The sequence below is a fragment of the Halobacillus rhizosphaerae genome (assembly GCF_046719735.1).
Classification (GTDB): domain Bacteria; phylum Bacillota; class Bacilli; order Bacillales; family Halobacillaceae; genus Halobacillus_B; species Halobacillus_B rhizosphaerae.
In genome coordinates this window covers 697,922-712,337 of record NZ_JAUTWQ010000001.1, presented here as the reverse complement: position 1 = coordinate 712,337, position 14,416 = coordinate 697,922, and the positions used below count along the sequence as shown (strand labels likewise).

General features: G+C 40.9%; 12 protein-coding genes. 4 read left to right on the top strand and 8 right to left on the bottom strand.

The window, feature by feature from the left end; translation table 11 throughout:
• Nucleotides 1–9: 9 nt before the first annotated feature.
• The 3 genes from Q7A53_RS03690 to Q7A53_RS03680 all read left to right on the top strand — a co-directional run bounded on the left by Q7A53_RS03690 (nt 10) and on the right by Q7A53_RS03680 (nt 3,921).
• Entirely contained in the window at nt 10–1,203 is a 1,194-nt protein-coding gene (locus tag Q7A53_RS03690; RefSeq protein WP_411787751.1) for an acyl-CoA dehydrogenase family protein, read from the top strand.
• Nucleotides 1,204–2,236: 1,033 nt separating this feature from the next.
• Nucleotides 2,237–2,650, top strand: coding sequence for a hypothetical protein (locus Q7A53_RS03685; protein ID WP_411787750.1), 414 nt, complete (start codon nt 2,237–2,239; stop codon nt 2,648–2,650).
• Nucleotides 2,647–3,921 (top strand): ammonium transporter, encoded by a 1,275-nt coding sequence (locus tag Q7A53_RS03680; protein ID WP_411787749.1) that lies wholly within the window; start codon nt 2,647–2,649, stop codon nt 3,919–3,921. Before Q7A53_RS03685 ends, Q7A53_RS03680 begins: the two co-directional genes overlap by 4 nt.
• Before the next feature lie 52 nt (nt 3,922–3,973).
• Here the strand turns inward: Q7A53_RS03680 and Q7A53_RS03675 are convergent, their stop codons facing one another.
• Both Q7A53_RS03675 and Q7A53_RS03670 read right to left on the bottom strand, forming a co-directional pair.
• The gene (locus tag Q7A53_RS03675; RefSeq protein ID WP_411787748.1) at nt 3,974–5,419 is read right to left on the bottom strand and encodes a DEAD/DEAH box helicase; all 1,446 of its coding nucleotides are present in this window, start codon (nt 5,417–5,419) and stop codon (nt 3,974–3,976) included.
• 132 nt (nt 5,420–5,551) lie between these two features.
• Nucleotides 5,552–6,496, bottom strand: a complete 945-nt coding sequence (locus tag Q7A53_RS03670; RefSeq protein WP_411787747.1) for an alpha/beta hydrolase — start codon at nt 6,494–6,496, stop codon at nt 5,552–5,554.
• A 272-nt stretch (nt 6,497–6,768) separates the two neighbouring features.
• Here Q7A53_RS03670 and uptA point away from each other — a divergent pair, with 272 nt between their 5' ends.
• A complete protein-coding gene (gene uptA, locus Q7A53_RS03665) occupies nt 6,769–7,371 on the top strand; it encodes an undecaprenyl phosphate transporter UptA (protein WP_411787746.1) in 603 nt (200 codons plus the stop codon).
• Nucleotides 7,372–7,473: 102 nt separating this feature from the next.
• On the opposite strand, the gene Q7A53_RS03660 is transcribed toward uptA, so the two are convergent.
• The 6 genes from Q7A53_RS03660 to rfbA form a co-directional block, all read right to left on the bottom strand.
• Nucleotides 7,474–9,180 (bottom strand): DUF6044 family protein, encoded by a 1,707-nt coding sequence (locus tag Q7A53_RS03660; protein WP_411787745.1) that lies wholly within the window; start codon nt 9,178–9,180, stop codon nt 7,474–7,476.
• Nucleotides 9,143–10,276 (bottom strand): dTDP-4-amino-4,6-dideoxygalactose transaminase, encoded by a 1,134-nt coding sequence (rffA, locus tag Q7A53_RS03655; protein WP_411787744.1) that lies wholly within the window; start codon nt 10,274–10,276, stop codon nt 9,143–9,145. Before rffA ends, Q7A53_RS03660 begins: the two co-directional genes overlap by 38 nt.
• A 71-nt stretch (nt 10,277–10,347) precedes the next feature.
• A complete protein-coding gene (locus Q7A53_RS03650; protein WP_411787743.1) occupies nt 10,348–11,031 on the bottom strand; it encodes a GNAT family N-acetyltransferase in 684 nt (227 codons plus the stop codon).
• On the bottom strand, nt 11,018–11,965 hold the full coding sequence (locus Q7A53_RS03645) for a glycosyltransferase (RefSeq protein ID WP_411787742.1): 948 nt from the start codon (nt 11,963–11,965) through the stop codon (nt 11,018–11,020). The genes Q7A53_RS03650 and Q7A53_RS03645 overlap by 14 nt, the downstream gene beginning before the upstream one ends.
• Complete coding sequence (gene rfbB, locus Q7A53_RS03640; protein ID WP_411787741.1) at nt 11,962–12,996, bottom strand: dTDP-glucose 4,6-dehydratase; 1,035 nt, start codon at nt 12,994–12,996, stop codon at nt 11,962–11,964. Before rfbB ends, Q7A53_RS03645 begins: the two co-directional genes overlap by 4 nt.
• On the bottom strand, nt 12,989–13,921 hold the full coding sequence (gene rfbA / locus Q7A53_RS03635; RefSeq protein ID WP_411787740.1) for a glucose-1-phosphate thymidylyltransferase RfbA: 933 nt from the start codon (nt 13,919–13,921) through the stop codon (nt 12,989–12,991). Before rfbA ends, rfbB begins: the two co-directional genes overlap by 8 nt.
• Nucleotides 13,922–14,416 lie beyond the last annotated feature (495 nt).

Sequence of the window (14,416 nt, the reverse complement as noted above, 5' to 3'; positions counted from 1 at the left end):
AGTGGTTCGATGAATTTTGATTTCAGTGAAGAGCAAGTCATGCTTCGTAAAACAGTCAGGAGTTTTGTCGATAAGGAAATCATGCCTTTTATTGGAGAATGGGATGCTCAAGGACATTTTGACACCAATACTCTAAAAAAACTTTCAGCGTTGGGACTTATGGGAGTTTGCATTCCCACAGAATATGGCGGCAGTGGAATGGATTACAATTCCCTTGCCATTGTATGTGAAGAATTAGAGCGAGGAGATACTGCCTTTCGGACAGCAGTTTCTGTTCATACCGGACTAAATAGTATGGCTCTGCTCCAATGGGCAAATGAACAGCAGAAGCGCAAGTATCTAACTCCGCAGGCAAAAGGTGAAAAAGTTGGGGCTTTCGGTTTAACTGAACCGGGCGCAGGTTCCGATGTCGCGGCGTTGCAGACGACAGCTGTCCTTAAAGGAGACTCTTATTTCCTGAACGGGCAGAAAACGTGGATTTCACTATGTGATACGGCCGATCATTTTCTAGTATTTGCCTATACGGATAAGAGTAAAAAACATCAAGGCATTTCTGCATTTATAGTAGAAAGAACAATGGAAGGATTCTCTTCAAAAGCTACGAAAGGAAAACTCGGTATTCGTGCCGGAAATACGGGTGAACTATTTTTCGATCAGGTGAAAGTTCCCAAAGAAAATTTAGTTGGCCAGGAAGGTGACGGCTTTAAAATTGCTATGTCTGCCTTAGACAACGGGCGCTTCACCGTTGCAGCTGGAGCCTGCGGACAAATCATGGCTTGTTTGGAAGCAAGTGTTCAGTACTGTCATGACAGAGAAACGTTTGGCAAAGAGATCGGCAGACATCAGCTTGTTCAGCAGATGGTAGCTAAAATGGAAGCAGGACTGCAAATGAGCCGCTTGCTCGTTTATCGTGCTGGAGAACTAAAAAATAAAGGGCTGCGGAATACTAGAGAGACTTCTTTAGCCAAATGGCAAGCTTGCGACTTCGCTAATCAAGCCGCCGATGATGCAGTTCAGATCCATGGTGCGTATGGATATTCTAATGAGTATCCTGTAGAAAGATACTTAAGGAATTCTAAAGCACCCGTCATTTATGAAGGCACGAGAGAAATTCATACGATTATGCAGGCGGAATATGTATTAGGCTATCGAACAGATAAACCATTGAGTCAAAAGCTTCCCGCATGGAATTCAACAAACTAATTTTTTATAAGAAAAGAAGACGTTTCCTTTTTAATTAGGGTCCTAACGTCTTCTTTTTCTTTTTAAATGATGGAACCTAATGGTAGGATAATAAGTGCTGCTGTTTTTAGAGAAGGAATCTTAAGAAATTCTATCTAGGTACGATAAGGGATTAGTTTTTCTTCCCTTCCTTTCTTTCTTTCTTTCTTTCTTTCTTCCTATTATTTCTATGTTATTGATGTTTTGTTTTTAATTTGTGTTCGGAGTTGCTACTAAGTATTAAGTGGAAATTAATTCTGTTTATGGTGTACGCTTCCGTTCTTTCATTTATAGATGGAACGTTGTAAGAATACACTCCTTTTTTTATCTCAGATTTGGTTTTCGTCTCGTTCATTCATTTACACCCTTCTCTGCTTCTATCCTCTAAGTTCTCCTGCTATAAACTACTTTAGTAACTTGCCCAGGTTCCCGGCTTTGTCCGAGGACATTGTCCCTTTTATTCTATAAGCTAACGTACGGATCGTTTATTAACCGCATTTTCAGTGATGAATAAATCATAGGTTTTTTCACCGTACTACTCTCCCTTTATTGTAATCATCACCTTTTCATCATTTTAAAAATTACACTACTGATTCTTAAGCTAAATTTTTGATAAAAGATCATTTTGTATCATTATGGAGATCCTGCTAGAATTCTTCAATTTAATAGGTTATATAGAAGGAAGTGTTACTTTACCTATACTCTATAGCTGGTATGGGGTTTGAACTCGTTTTTTTTGATTGCAATTTAACTTCATTCAACAGGGATATCCCCCCTTAATTTCTTTCTAAAGTATTCAATTCATAGCAAAAAAGGGTATAGGGAATAGATTGAAAGTTTTAAATATTTCCTTTGTTTTCATACTCTATAAAATACGTTTATGCCGCTTCTTATTTCTCTTATGGTCAATAACTGTTCGATTCTCATCTTCATTTTATGAAGTAGATTCATTGACTGACTAAATATTCACACATATAATGTAACAAAACCTAACATAAATCGTGAGGAGATTACTATGATCGTACGGGATGATTTTAATCAAAAGAACACTCTCGAGTATACATCGGAAGATTATATAACTTCTTTAAATCGAGTGATCAACGAAAAAGAAAAGGAAATTGAGCTGATTCGCAACAAGATAAGTAAATACGAAGACAAGAAACGAGCAGAAGAAGCCTTTTACCGCTCTCTGTCCCCTGTTCGTAAGTTCTTTGCCAGCAAAAGCCCTTCTCATCATCAGGCCGTTGAATATATGGTCCATGTAAAAGAAAGATTGAAATTAATTGATAAAATTTCACAGCGGATCACCGAGGTAGAACAAGCGATTGATGATTATAATGAGCATCAATCGGATCAGGAAATCGTACTATCCAACTCGATATTTGAGGAATTAAAGATTCTAAGAGAAATGGAGGACGCAGACTCATGACCATACAGGAGCTTCACTCGGGACTTGATACCATCTGGGTAGTATTAACGGCCGCGATGATTCTTCTCATGGAAGGCGGTTTTGCTTTACTAGAAGCGGGCTTTGTCAGACATAAGAATAATGTGAATATCATCATGAAAATCTTCGCAGATATTACCATCGGCACCCTTTGTTACTATGTGATTGGATTTGGGTTGATGTATGGCAAGGATATCGGGAGCTTCATAGGAACGAATGGGTTTATGATGTCAGGGGATCTATCTCATTTACAATTCTCGATCTCCCTTGACACGTATTGGCTATTCCAGGCAGCATTCGTCATTGCTGTGATCTCTATAGTCTCCGGAGCTGTTGCTGAACGAATCAACTTTCGTGCCTACATACTCTATGCTATTTTAATGACTGCTCTAATCTATCCAATTGCCGGTCATTGGGTTTGGGGAGGCGGCTGGCTTGGCCAATTAGGGTTCATGGACTTTGCCGGATCAGCTGTCATTCATGCTTTAGGCGGTTTTGCTGCCCTTGCTGCCGCTATCTTCATTGGACCTCGTAAAGGTAAATTTCTTCCTGAAGGTTTGAGCAAGATTGCTTTACCTAGTAATTTGCCGCTTGCTTCTGTAGGGGCCTTCTTATTGTGGTTCGGCTGGTTCGGGTTTAATGCCGGGAGTACCTTAAGTGCAACGGATGTAAGAATTGGTCATATTGCCGTCGTCACCATGTTATCTGCTGCCTCTGGCGGAGCGGCCACCATGCTCTACACGTTGTTTCGTTATAAACGTTCAGATGCCCCCTCGGTAATCAATGGGTCCTTAGCCGGGCTTGTAGGTATTACAGCTGGCTGTGCCTTTGTCAGTGATGGCTATGCCATTCTCATTGGTGCCATCGCTGGCTTGCTTATGTTGTTTGTTACCGATTGGCTCGAAGCGAAAGGAATTGACGATCCAGTAGGAGCTTTTCCAGTCCATGCCGTATCAGGAGTCTGGGGGTCTATCGCAGTCGGTTTGTTTGCCACAGATGGCGGGTTATTCCATAATGGCGGGTGGCATTTAATTGGTGTGCAGCTACTCGGATTACTTGTTTTATGTGCCTGGGGCTTTGTGTTAACCTGGCTTGGTTTGAAACTAATCCAGCTCATTGTTCCTGTCAGGTCTACAGAAGACGAAGAAGAAATCGGCTTGGACGTCAGTTATCACGGGATGGTGGCTGCTTATCAGGAGCATGAATTTATCCATCACGATGATCCATATAACGATGCTGACGAAGAACAATAAATAAAGCGATTGAAAAAGGCAAGCCGCAGTAACGGCTTGCCTTTTTTATCATCTATTTTACAGCTTCACTGACTTTAATACTTTTCCCCTTAACAGGAGTACGATTTAATTCCTGCAGTACGAGAGAACCCTTCCCATTTAATATATCCACATAAGAGAAGTTTTCTTTAATCGTTATGATACCGATATCCTCGGCTTCAACACCGGAAATACTCGTGATCGTGCCCACTATATCCAGCGCGCGGATTTTTTTCTTCTTCCCGCCGCTAAGGTGCAATTTCATAATATCTTTATTAATCCGTGCCGTTTTGTTGTTTCTCACGATTCTAGTCGTCTTGCTTTTCTCTTCAAAAGCATACCTGCTAGCTTCCACTTGTTCTGCCGAAGGTGCTTCAGCTCTTGGTAATTCAAACCCAATATAGTTTTCTATCGCTCGAATGGTCTTTCCTTCAAACGGAGTCATAAACGTAATAGCTTTTCCTTTGTTTCCAGCACGTCCTGTCCTACCCGTTCGGTGGACATAGCTTTCTTTTTCAGCGGGTACGTCGTAGTTAATGATTAGCGTAACATTATCAATATCTACCCCTCTTGCAGCTACATCAGTGGCGACTAAATAACGAAATTCTCCTTGCTTAAATCCATCCATTACTGCAAAGCGATCTTCCTGCTCCAATCCCCCATGGAGCTTCTCACATGGATAACCGGATTCATTCAGTTCTTGAAAGACCGTGTTCACGTGTTCTTTAGTTTTGCAGAAAACCATACAGCTGTCAGGGTTTTCCACTACGGTTACATCCTTAAGCAATGACAATTTGTCTGCTTCCTTCACATCTATTCCCTGGTGCTCGATCGTTTCAGAGGTTAAACCCTCGCTCTCGATTTCGATGTGAACGGGACGATTCATAAATTTAGCACATAACTGTTTAACGTTTTCCGGTAAAGTTGCGGAAAATACCATGGTTACTCTATCTGCAGGCATAGCTTCAATTATTGATTCAACTGCATCAATAAAGCCCATGGCCAGCATTTCATCCGCTTCATCAATAATTAAATGATTAATGCGGCTTAGTTCCAAGGTTCCTCGGTCAATATGGTCTAATACTCTACCAGGAGTTCCTACGACAACGTGAGTCTTCTGTTTTAATTCTTCCTTCTGAACAGAAAACGGCTCTTTTCCATAGAGAGCAAGTGCCTTAATGCGTTTAAACCTGCCGATATTTGAAATATCTTCTCGAACCTGCACGGCGAGTTCTCTAGTTGGAGAAAGGACTAACGCTTGAGGCTGCTTAACCTCCCACTCTGCTTTTTCACAGATGGGAATAGCAAAGGATGCTGTCTTGCCGCTCCCTGTTTGTGATTTTACTACTAAATCCTGATTTTCCATGGCTTTAGGGATAACTTCCATCTGTACTTCTGTTGGCTGCTGATATTTTAAAATAGCCAGCGATTTATAGATTTCTTCACTTAGTTGAAATTGGTCAAAATTTTTCTCACTCAATAGATTACCCTCATTTATTCTTTATTCTTCAGTTGTTCTCCCTGTGGGCTTGATAACCGAATAGGTTTATTATACGCGAAAAAACGACCTAATAGTGACTGATAGAGAATATTCCTCATTTTCCGTTGATTTCTATGCTTCGGTAAGGTAAGTCAACGCGTCTGTCAGGTGCACGCCGAAATCTTTAGGATAATCGTGATCTACATGCGGAATTTTGTGAAACTGGTGGGGTATGGAGTCAGCAGTTAACAGATCGATGAGCTTCTCGGCGTGCTCTAAGCAATCGCTATCCTGATCACCACAGATAATATAACCTTTGATCCCTTTCTCCTTTAATAAAGCGAATTTATTTTTCCAAGTTTCTATCTCAGACAGCCAAGGAGAAGCCAATATAAATCCATCTGCTTCGACTTGACCATTCAGTAAAGCCTTTAAAACGATCCCGGCCCCCGCAGAGAATCCCCCCACAATTATACTTTCGTAATCTTCAATGGAAATGACTTGTTGATAGTGTTGCTGCAGTTCCGCCATTCCTTTTTCAGCATTATGCCAGCTGTAGCCATCAGAAAATTCAACCTGGGACGATTGAGGCAAAGCTAAGGAATAGGTGTTAGAAGTGATAGAATTCCAGTACTTTTCTGTTATTTCGTTGTTTTCCTGATCTCCATGGAGAGTTATCACCAAGTTCCTTCGCTGTCTCTCTGATGATGCCTTTGCTATTACTTTTAATTCTGGCTTAGCTTCAGCCTTTGCTCGTTTCTCTCTTTCTTTACAGATGCGCAGCATATCTAGAAATTCTGGGTATTTTCGCAAAGGATCCAAATCTTCATCCTCCTGTAAATATTCCCAGCTATACCAGTATTGACGCTCAATAACAGCCTCTTTCATGATATTTAGAGCTAGATCTGCTAAACCAGAAGCAGCGGCAAGAGAATATCTGAAATTGTAAATTTGAGCCTGTAACCCTTCTGTCTCTGCTGCATGCTTCGTTATGTAGTGATAGGCTTCTAAACTTCCGTGATCAGCATAAATAGCGAGGGTAGTGTTTAATAGTTCCGTGTAAGTAGGTGACTTCAATAGATTCTCTCCTTTGTTAATCCTCATGCAGGTGAACAGCCGTCATTCTAATAATCTTTTACTAGTAAATTCAGAGTATTAAAAGAAAAACACCTCTGGCCTATTGCTCATCCTATAACCATAAGATAAACTAAATGAGGTAAAATAAACAGCCATCTCCAAATTCAAAAAAAGCAATTTGAACAATTTATAAAAAAATAACGTCTATTCATTACAGCACATGTGTACAAGTAGGATAAAGAGCAGATGCACGATAAAGGAGAGTAGAAGCAATGCACAATATGGCAGTGGATTTATTACTGTGGTTAACAGGTCTTGGTTATACAGGGATTGCTTTAGGATTGATGATTGAAATTATTCCTAGTGAGATTGTTCTCGCTTATGGAGGATATATGGTGTCACAAGGAACGATTACTTTTACAGGAGCCCTCATTGCCGGTACAGTCGGCGGCACAATTGCTCAATTATTTCTTTATTGGATTGGTGCTTATGGCGGCCGACCGTTTTTAGAAAAATACGGTAAATATTTACTCATAAAGAAGCATCATATTGACGTGGCAGAAAACTGGTTTACGAAATACGGGACAGGAGTTATATTTACGGCACGGTTTATTCCTGTTGTTCGTCATGCGATTTCTATTCCAGCAGGTATAGCGAAAATGTCATTCGCGAAATTTACCATTTACACAACCATTGCTATCCTCCCGTGGTCGGCCCTCTTTCTATATTTAGGACTGAGACTCGGAGCCAATTGGGAAAATATCAGTTCCGTCGCTGCCTTATATACAAGACCGATTGGACTAATGGCAGCAGCTATTATTATCGTCTACATTGCTTTTAATTTGATCAGGAAAAAGAACCGTCGTACGGTATAGACGCAGCAACGTTCTCCTATAGGTTCTTCAATAGCATGTATTGAAAAAGCGTTCCAGCTCCCAGCCCAGGAGAGGAACGCTTTTTTTTATTGGGATAAATTCCTAGTCTGCTTTTATTTTATATAAATAAATTTTCCAAGGGGACTGGTTATTTTCAAATGATTTTTCATAAGCAAGGTTGAGGGAACGGTAATCTTTAATAGGAAGCCCTGATAAAATATACTCTCCACCCAACCGCTGTAATTGATCAGTATTTATCGTAAGATGCTCTAACGTTTTTTGACTGTTTTTCGTGAACATATAGTGCTCACCCAGTTCACTGGAGAACATATAAAGCCTTCCTCCCCACGTATCAAAATAATTCCTTAGTTCCGGATCCTTTGCGAGCTCAGGAGCAATGATTTTCCTAAACTTATGTTTGTAGGTAAGCGGATAGGTGACATTGTAGGTATCTAATGTGTACATGCCATTGTACTGAGCAATAACTGGATGCAAAGCGACACTTACCACTCGATAATCCTCAGGAGGTTCATGAATATAATCTTTAATTTCCTGGAAAAGTTCGGTGGAATAAAACTCTTTAAACGTAGGTGTTCCAATTTCACGGTATTTAAATTCCTCATCCAGCTTAAACAGCATATTCAGCTGCAGGATCATCAAGATAAGGATCAGCCATTTTCCAAGCTTTACATGCTTTCCGATCATCACTAAGGCAAAGGCGAAAGCTATATACCATAAAAAAGGATGAAGAAAGTGAATCCGGCTGAAATTAAACGTGTTAAGCAGGGAAAAATGGTTCTTTAACCCTCGCCATCCCTCCCAATACCAAAGGGCATACCAGAACGAAAGCAGAACATTCATCGTAAGCGGAACGGCAATTCCTTTAAACGAAACTTTTTTATAAAATGCCACAAGTAATGCCACGATAATGGTGGGAAGAATCACCTTTTGATGAATACTTAAGTCGTGGGTGTGGCCAAATATAAAGTTCTTATTAAATAGACGAATCGTTTCGCTAAACGTGTTGTGCCCAAGGTTAAACTCGGCCCTATGGGAAGTAAAGCCTTCGCCAAAAAACATCGAAGCAATAAGCAAATAATCTTTAAGGAGATAAATACAACTCATCATAAGTATGGCAGAGAACAACGCCAGGTTGGCATGCTTCTGCTTCCACCAATCATACAGCCAGAGAAGGCCGATCAATCCTATAAAAAAGCCAAAGGTTAAGATCAGACTAGAATCAAAAGGCAGCAGAAAGAGGATCACCCAATAGATTTTCTTTGCATGCTTTCCATCTCTGCGTATGTTCAAAAAAGCAAGTAAAGCTGCGGGAAGACCTGCAATAGAAAGCGCACCTGAAGGCCAGAAAGGAAGCAATGCAAAGCCTACCCCGACGCCTGCAGCAATCCACTCGTTGAAACCACGATACTCTTTGGAGCGAAACAAGAAACGCAGCAATCCATACATGCCAAAAAAAGCTGCAAAACGCATAATCGACTGGTTAATGACGTAGGCTGTAAACGGCTGAAAACTCACATATAGCCAAGTCATTACATCGAGACTAGAAGATAAAGCACTCCGCGGCAATCCGTTAATCACATTAGGCAAGGTCGTGCCGGGAGCTGCAAATATTTGACCACTCTGGGCCAGTAAATGGTACCAGACAATATTAGAATCTAAATTATCATGAACCCTGATATGAGTATCTTCCCCTAAAACAAAATAAGGCATGAGATAACCGATAATACCGAGACAAGCTATAATTATCCATTTACGATTGATAATAATTCTGAATAGATGCGGCCACATAATCGACATCCTCTGTGTTCATTCCATAGTATAAAGGCAATCTTAACAACCGTTCCCCTTCTCGGGTTGTATACGTGTCTTCCCCGGAAAAGCGTCCGAAGCTTCTTCCCGCTTTAGAGGAATGCAAGGGTTCATAATGAGGAACTGCAAGAATCCCCTGTTCCTTTAAATACGTCATAAGCAGCATCCGTTCCTCCGGGCTGCGCGCCTTGATATAACACATGTGCGCGTTGTGCGTTGCGTAATCAGGAATTTGCTGAGTCTCAATTTGTTTGTCTGCCTCCAAAGGTGCAAGCATTTGTTTATACCTCTGCCATGTAGACAGGCGGTCAGCTAATATTTCCTCTGCTGATTCCAACTGAGCGTACAAATAGGCCGCATTTAATTCACTAAGTAAATAAGAGGAGCCCAGGTCCTGCCACGTATATTTATCAACCTGTCCCCGATTAAACTTAGAACGATCGGTTCCCTTTTCTTGAATCACTTCCGCACGCTCCGCATAGTTTTCATCATTGATCAGTAAGGCTCCACCTTCCCCGCACGTATAGTTCTTCGTTTCATGAAAGCTGATCGTTCCAAAGTGACCAAAAGTTCCCAGTGGCTTTCCTTGATATGTACTCATTAAAGCTTGTGCTGCATCTTCAATTACTAACAAAGCATAGCGGTCCGCAAGTTCCATAATCTTCTCCATGTTACAAGCGACTCCTGCATAATGGACGATAACGATGGCTTTGGTTCGATTGGTTATAGCGGTTTCGATTTTTTCCGAATCAATATTCATGGTTCCGGGCTCAATATCAACAAAGCGTAAGGAAGCTCCTCGCAGGGCAAAGGCGTTTGCCGTAGAGACAAACGTATAGGAAGGCATGATCACTTCATCACCTTCGGATATATCCGAAAGCAGCGCCGTCATTTCCAGGGCGGCCGTACAGGACGGGGTCAACAATGCTTTTTTGCTGCCTAACTGCTTCTCCAGCCAGTTTTTACACTTGATTCCAAAAGGGCCATTACCCGAAATTTTTTCATTTTGAACAATCGATTCCTGGATATAAGTACTTTCTTTACCAAGATAGCATGGTTTGTTGAAGGGAATCATCGTTACCGCCTCCTGAGAATTCAATTATGACGAAACCTATAGGGAGTGACCCAAGCGTTTCATTCGGATTTTCATTCTACGGCAGTGAGGCTGCCATTTAATTTATGATAGACTTCTTCTACTCCTCGTAACTTAAACCCAATGGACAGAAATAGATTGAGAGAAGGAAGATTCACCGCAGAAATCGAAGTGGTTAAACGATCGTGCCCGTCCTCCACCAGCTGCTTGCAAACCTGGATTAACACAGGCCGCGATAATCCTTTGCTCCGAAACTTTTTATCAACTCCCATTAATAAGATTTGTTCATCTTTACAGCCGATAAACCCCATCGTTTCGTCCTGATAATAGAGGAAAAATATCCGGTTCTGCTCATATAAATCCTCCACCCATCTTACATACCTCAAATCTGCCAGTTTATTAGGAATGTTAATATCCTTGTGAAATCGTCCATGAACAAATGATTCACGGGCAATCCGGAGTACAGTTTCCAATTCTCCTTGCTTAGAAATAAATGTGCCTTTTAGATCGGATTCTTGCAGATCATGTTTATCGCAAACCGGCTGCAATAAAGTATCCGTGTAGTAGAAACCGTGTTTTATTAATGGCCTTTTATCCGAAAGCGGATTCGTTTTAAGGGTGAAGTGACCGCACTGATCAGTGGTCTGCTCTAAAGCAGTTTCTTCCTCCTCTAACAGCTCAAATGTATCAATCCCGAACGTGCGCTTGTCCCAAGGAGTCTCTTTAAGATAATTCATTCTTTCTGTCCTCCTTATAATTATTCGTTGTTTCCCGGATAATGTATAATGGCCTTCTCTTAGTCTCATCAAACACTTTGCCTAAATAAAGTCCGATAATTCCGAAATTAAAAAAGAGTATACCCGCAATAAAATAAAGAGAAACCATTACACTTGTCCATCCTTGTACGGGCTCCGCTAAAAAGAAGTAACGAAAAAATAAGTAAATGCCGTAGATAAACGACCCCAAAGATAGTAAAAAACCGAACTGAATCGACAATCTTAAAGGTTTATTGGATTGAGAAATAATGACGTCAGTTGCTAGTGTAATCATTTTCTTCAAACTGTAGGCAGACTTCCCTTCCGCCCTTCTTTCATGCTCCACCGGTAAACGGGCGGTTTTAAATCCCATCCATTTAACGAACAATGGAAAGAATCGATTCTGCTCGTTCATTTTCCGAAAGTTTTCTACCACATTCCGGGAACAGATACTGAAATTAGCAATGGTATAATCGGAGGTTCGTTCGGTTAAATAATCATAAATCTTGTAAAATAGTTTAGAAGACATCCGCTTAAAATAACCGTCTTTTCGCAGCTGTCTTGCCCCGAAAACCACTTCGTATCCTTCTTGGGCTTTTTCGTAAAGACGTTTAATCTCCTCCGGCTGATCCTGCAAATCACAGTCCATAACGACCACCCAGTCTCCCCTGGTTAAATCGAGTCCCGCGGTAATCGCGTGATGCTGACCGAAGTTTCTCGATAAATCAAAGCCTTTCACATTTGGATTACTCGCAGCAAGCTCCTCTATCGTTTCCCAGGCATGATCGGGACTATGATCATTAATGAGCAGTATTTCGTACAGGCTCGGGATCTTCTCCATCGTTTGATCAATTCTTTGACAAAGTTCTCTTAAACAAGTTTCACAGCCATAAACCGGAATAACGACGGAAATCATTTCATTAATACCTCATCCTGTTTGCTAAGAAACCAATCAATCGTTGCTTCCATGCCTTCCGCAAAGGATTGTTCTGGCTGCCAGCCTAGTTCTCTTCTTATCTTTGAATCATCCACTGCATACCGTAAGTCATGACCCGGTCGGTCTTCAATAAACGTAAGTAACTCACTAAATTCGCTAGCATCTTCGTCAACAAGAAGGCGGCTGGCTTTTTCATCGAGAAGTCCACAGATCATTTGGGCAAGAGAGAGATTCGTAAGTTCATTTCCTCCCCCCACATTATAGCTTTCTCCCTCCCTGCCAAAATGGAAAATGGTATCTATCGCGCGGCAATGATCGTTAACAAACAGCCAGTCTCTAACATTCTGCCCATCGCCGTAGATGGGGATAGGTTCACAGGCTAAGGCTTTGCGGATAATCGTAGGTATCAGCTTTTCTTTATGCTGTCTAGGACCGTAATTATTTGAACTGCTGGATAGGACTACATTCATGCCATAGGTAGAATAATAACTCTTCACCAGCATATTAGCCCCGGCTTTCGTTGCGCTGTAGGGATTTCTTGGGTCATAAGGCGTGTCTTCAGAGAACTTACCCGTCTTCCCTAACGAACCATACACCTCATCAGTGGAAATATGATGGAAACGCCTCTCCTTGAGTACCCCTTTCTCCTGCCAGTCCTTTCTTGCGGTTTCAAGCAGATTTCCAGTTCCAAGTACATTGGTTCTTATAAATGGAGTGGCATCAGCGATAGAATTGTCTACATGAGATTCCGCTGCAAAATGAATAACCCCTTCTATATCGAATTGGGTAAACACTCTCTCCACACCCTCTTTGTCCGTAATATCTCCGTGTACAAAGTGATACGTATCCAAATCGCTGGTCGAAGCTAATCTGTCCAAGTCTCCGGCATACGTCAGTTTGTCCAAATTAACAAGATGCTTTTTTCGATGGTTCTCCAAATAATAATGAATATAATTAGAACCAATGAAGCCGGCCCCTCCAGTTATTAATACGGCTTTCTGCTTACTCATTTTCTATCACCCCAAGCATCGGGTTACTGGCGGTTTCATCCCAGTACTGCTGTACATGCTTCCTTGCAGCAATCTCCATCAAATACTGCCCATAATCGTTTTTCTTCATAGCTTCACCCATTTGATAAAGAGCTGCCTTTGAAATATATCCCATATAATAGGCGATTTCTTCTATACATGCGACTTTAAATCCTTGCCGCTGTTCAATATTCTTAATAAATTCAGCAGCTTCAAATAAAGCTTCATGAGTACCTGCATCGAGCCAGGCAAAACCTCTCCCAAGCAGTTCGACATCCAATCTGCCTTTTTCTAAATATTTTTTATTGATATCCGTAATTTCTAATTCTCCCCGCTCAGAGAAGTTCAGTCTTTTCGCTATTTTAACAACTTCATTGTCATAAACGTATAGTCCTGTAACTGCAAAGTCAGACTTTGGATCAGCTGGCTTCTCTTCTAAAGACATAACCTTTTGACGTTCATTAAATTCCACTACGCCGAACCGTTCTGGATCCTTTACCCTGTAACCGAAAACGGTGGCCCCAGAATGGTGATGAATGGCATTCCTAAGAATATTTGTTAACCCCTGTCCATAAAAGATGTTGTCACCCAGGATTAGAGTCACGTGGTCTTTACCGATAAACTGTTCTCCTAAGATAAAAGCTTCCGGTATACCGTTGGGTTTTTCCTGTGATTGATAACTCAGTGTTATGCCAAACGAAGATCCATCTCCGAGTAATTTTTCAAATCTGCTAAGATCTTCTGGAGTGCTGATGATCAATATTTCCTTAATACCCGCAAGCATGAGAATAGAAAGTGGATAATAAATCATTGGTTTATCATAGACAGCTAGCAAATGTTTATTAATACTATTGGTGCTCGGCGAAAGTCTTGAACCACTGCCGCCTGCTAGAATAATTCCTTTCATACTCATCACCTTCCTTAAGGTTCACGGTAATTTGGAAAAAACAAGGATTAGTAGTGTAATAACCGTTCAGAAGAGAAGCTAAGCTTAAATTCTCCTTACGTTTTAGTGACGATAGTTTTTTTTGACAAGACAGGATTTATACAGTCATCCTTCTTTGTTGAATACTTATTCGATTCGCTTTTTTATAAAACTGGTTCCTAACACTATTCGAAAGAGTCGCTTCCTTTTGGACTGTATTCTCCCAATTATCTGACTCTTCTTACAAAGGATGAATGCTCCCTGCCTCTCAAGAGATTCATCTTTAATGCAAAAAAGCAGGGAATGATGACTGGAACCAATTGGGAATCACCCCTATAATAGAAAGAAGATTCCTACAATTGGATAGACTTATTTTTCCATATTAACACTAACGGATTAAATGACAAAAAACTTTGACTTTTAGTACTAATTGATGTAAATTACTCAATGGTCGAACATTTATTATTAAATCGGCCT

Bases quoted from the DNA above. Each gene is read 5' to 3' on its own strand.
- uptA (WP_411787746.1), top strand. From the start codon at position 6,769: ATGCACAATATGGCAGTGGATTTATTACTGTGGTTAACAGGTCTTGGT.
- rfbB (WP_411787741.1), bottom strand. From the start codon at position 12,996: ATGAGTAAGCAGAAAGCCGTATTAATAACTGGAGGGGCCGGCTTCATT.
- Q7A53_RS03660 (WP_411787745.1), bottom strand. From the start codon at position 9,180: ATGTGGCCGCATCTATTCAGAATTATTATCAATCGTAAATGGATAATT.
- rfbA (WP_411787740.1), bottom strand. From the start codon at position 13,921: ATGAAAGGAATTATTCTAGCAGGCGGCAGTGGTTCAAGACTTTCGCCG.
- Q7A53_RS03685 (WP_411787750.1), top strand. From the start codon at position 2,237: ATGATCGTACGGGATGATTTTAATCAAAAGAACACTCTCGAGTATACA.
- Q7A53_RS03645 (WP_411787742.1), bottom strand. From the start codon at position 11,965: ATGATTTCCGTCGTTATTCCGGTTTATGGCTGTGAAACTTGTTTAAGA.
- Q7A53_RS03680 (WP_411787749.1), top strand. From the start codon at position 2,647: ATGACCATACAGGAGCTTCACTCGGGACTTGATACCATCTGGGTAGTA.
- Q7A53_RS03690 (WP_411787751.1), top strand. From the start codon at position 10: ATGAATTTTGATTTCAGTGAAGAGCAAGTCATGCTTCGTAAAACAGTC.
- rffA (WP_411787744.1), bottom strand. From the start codon at position 10,276: ATGATTCCCTTCAACAAACCATGCTATCTTGGTAAAGAAAGTACTTAT.
- Q7A53_RS03650 (WP_411787743.1), bottom strand. From the start codon at position 11,031: ATGAATTATCTTAAAGAGACTCCTTGGGACAAGCGCACGTTCGGGATT.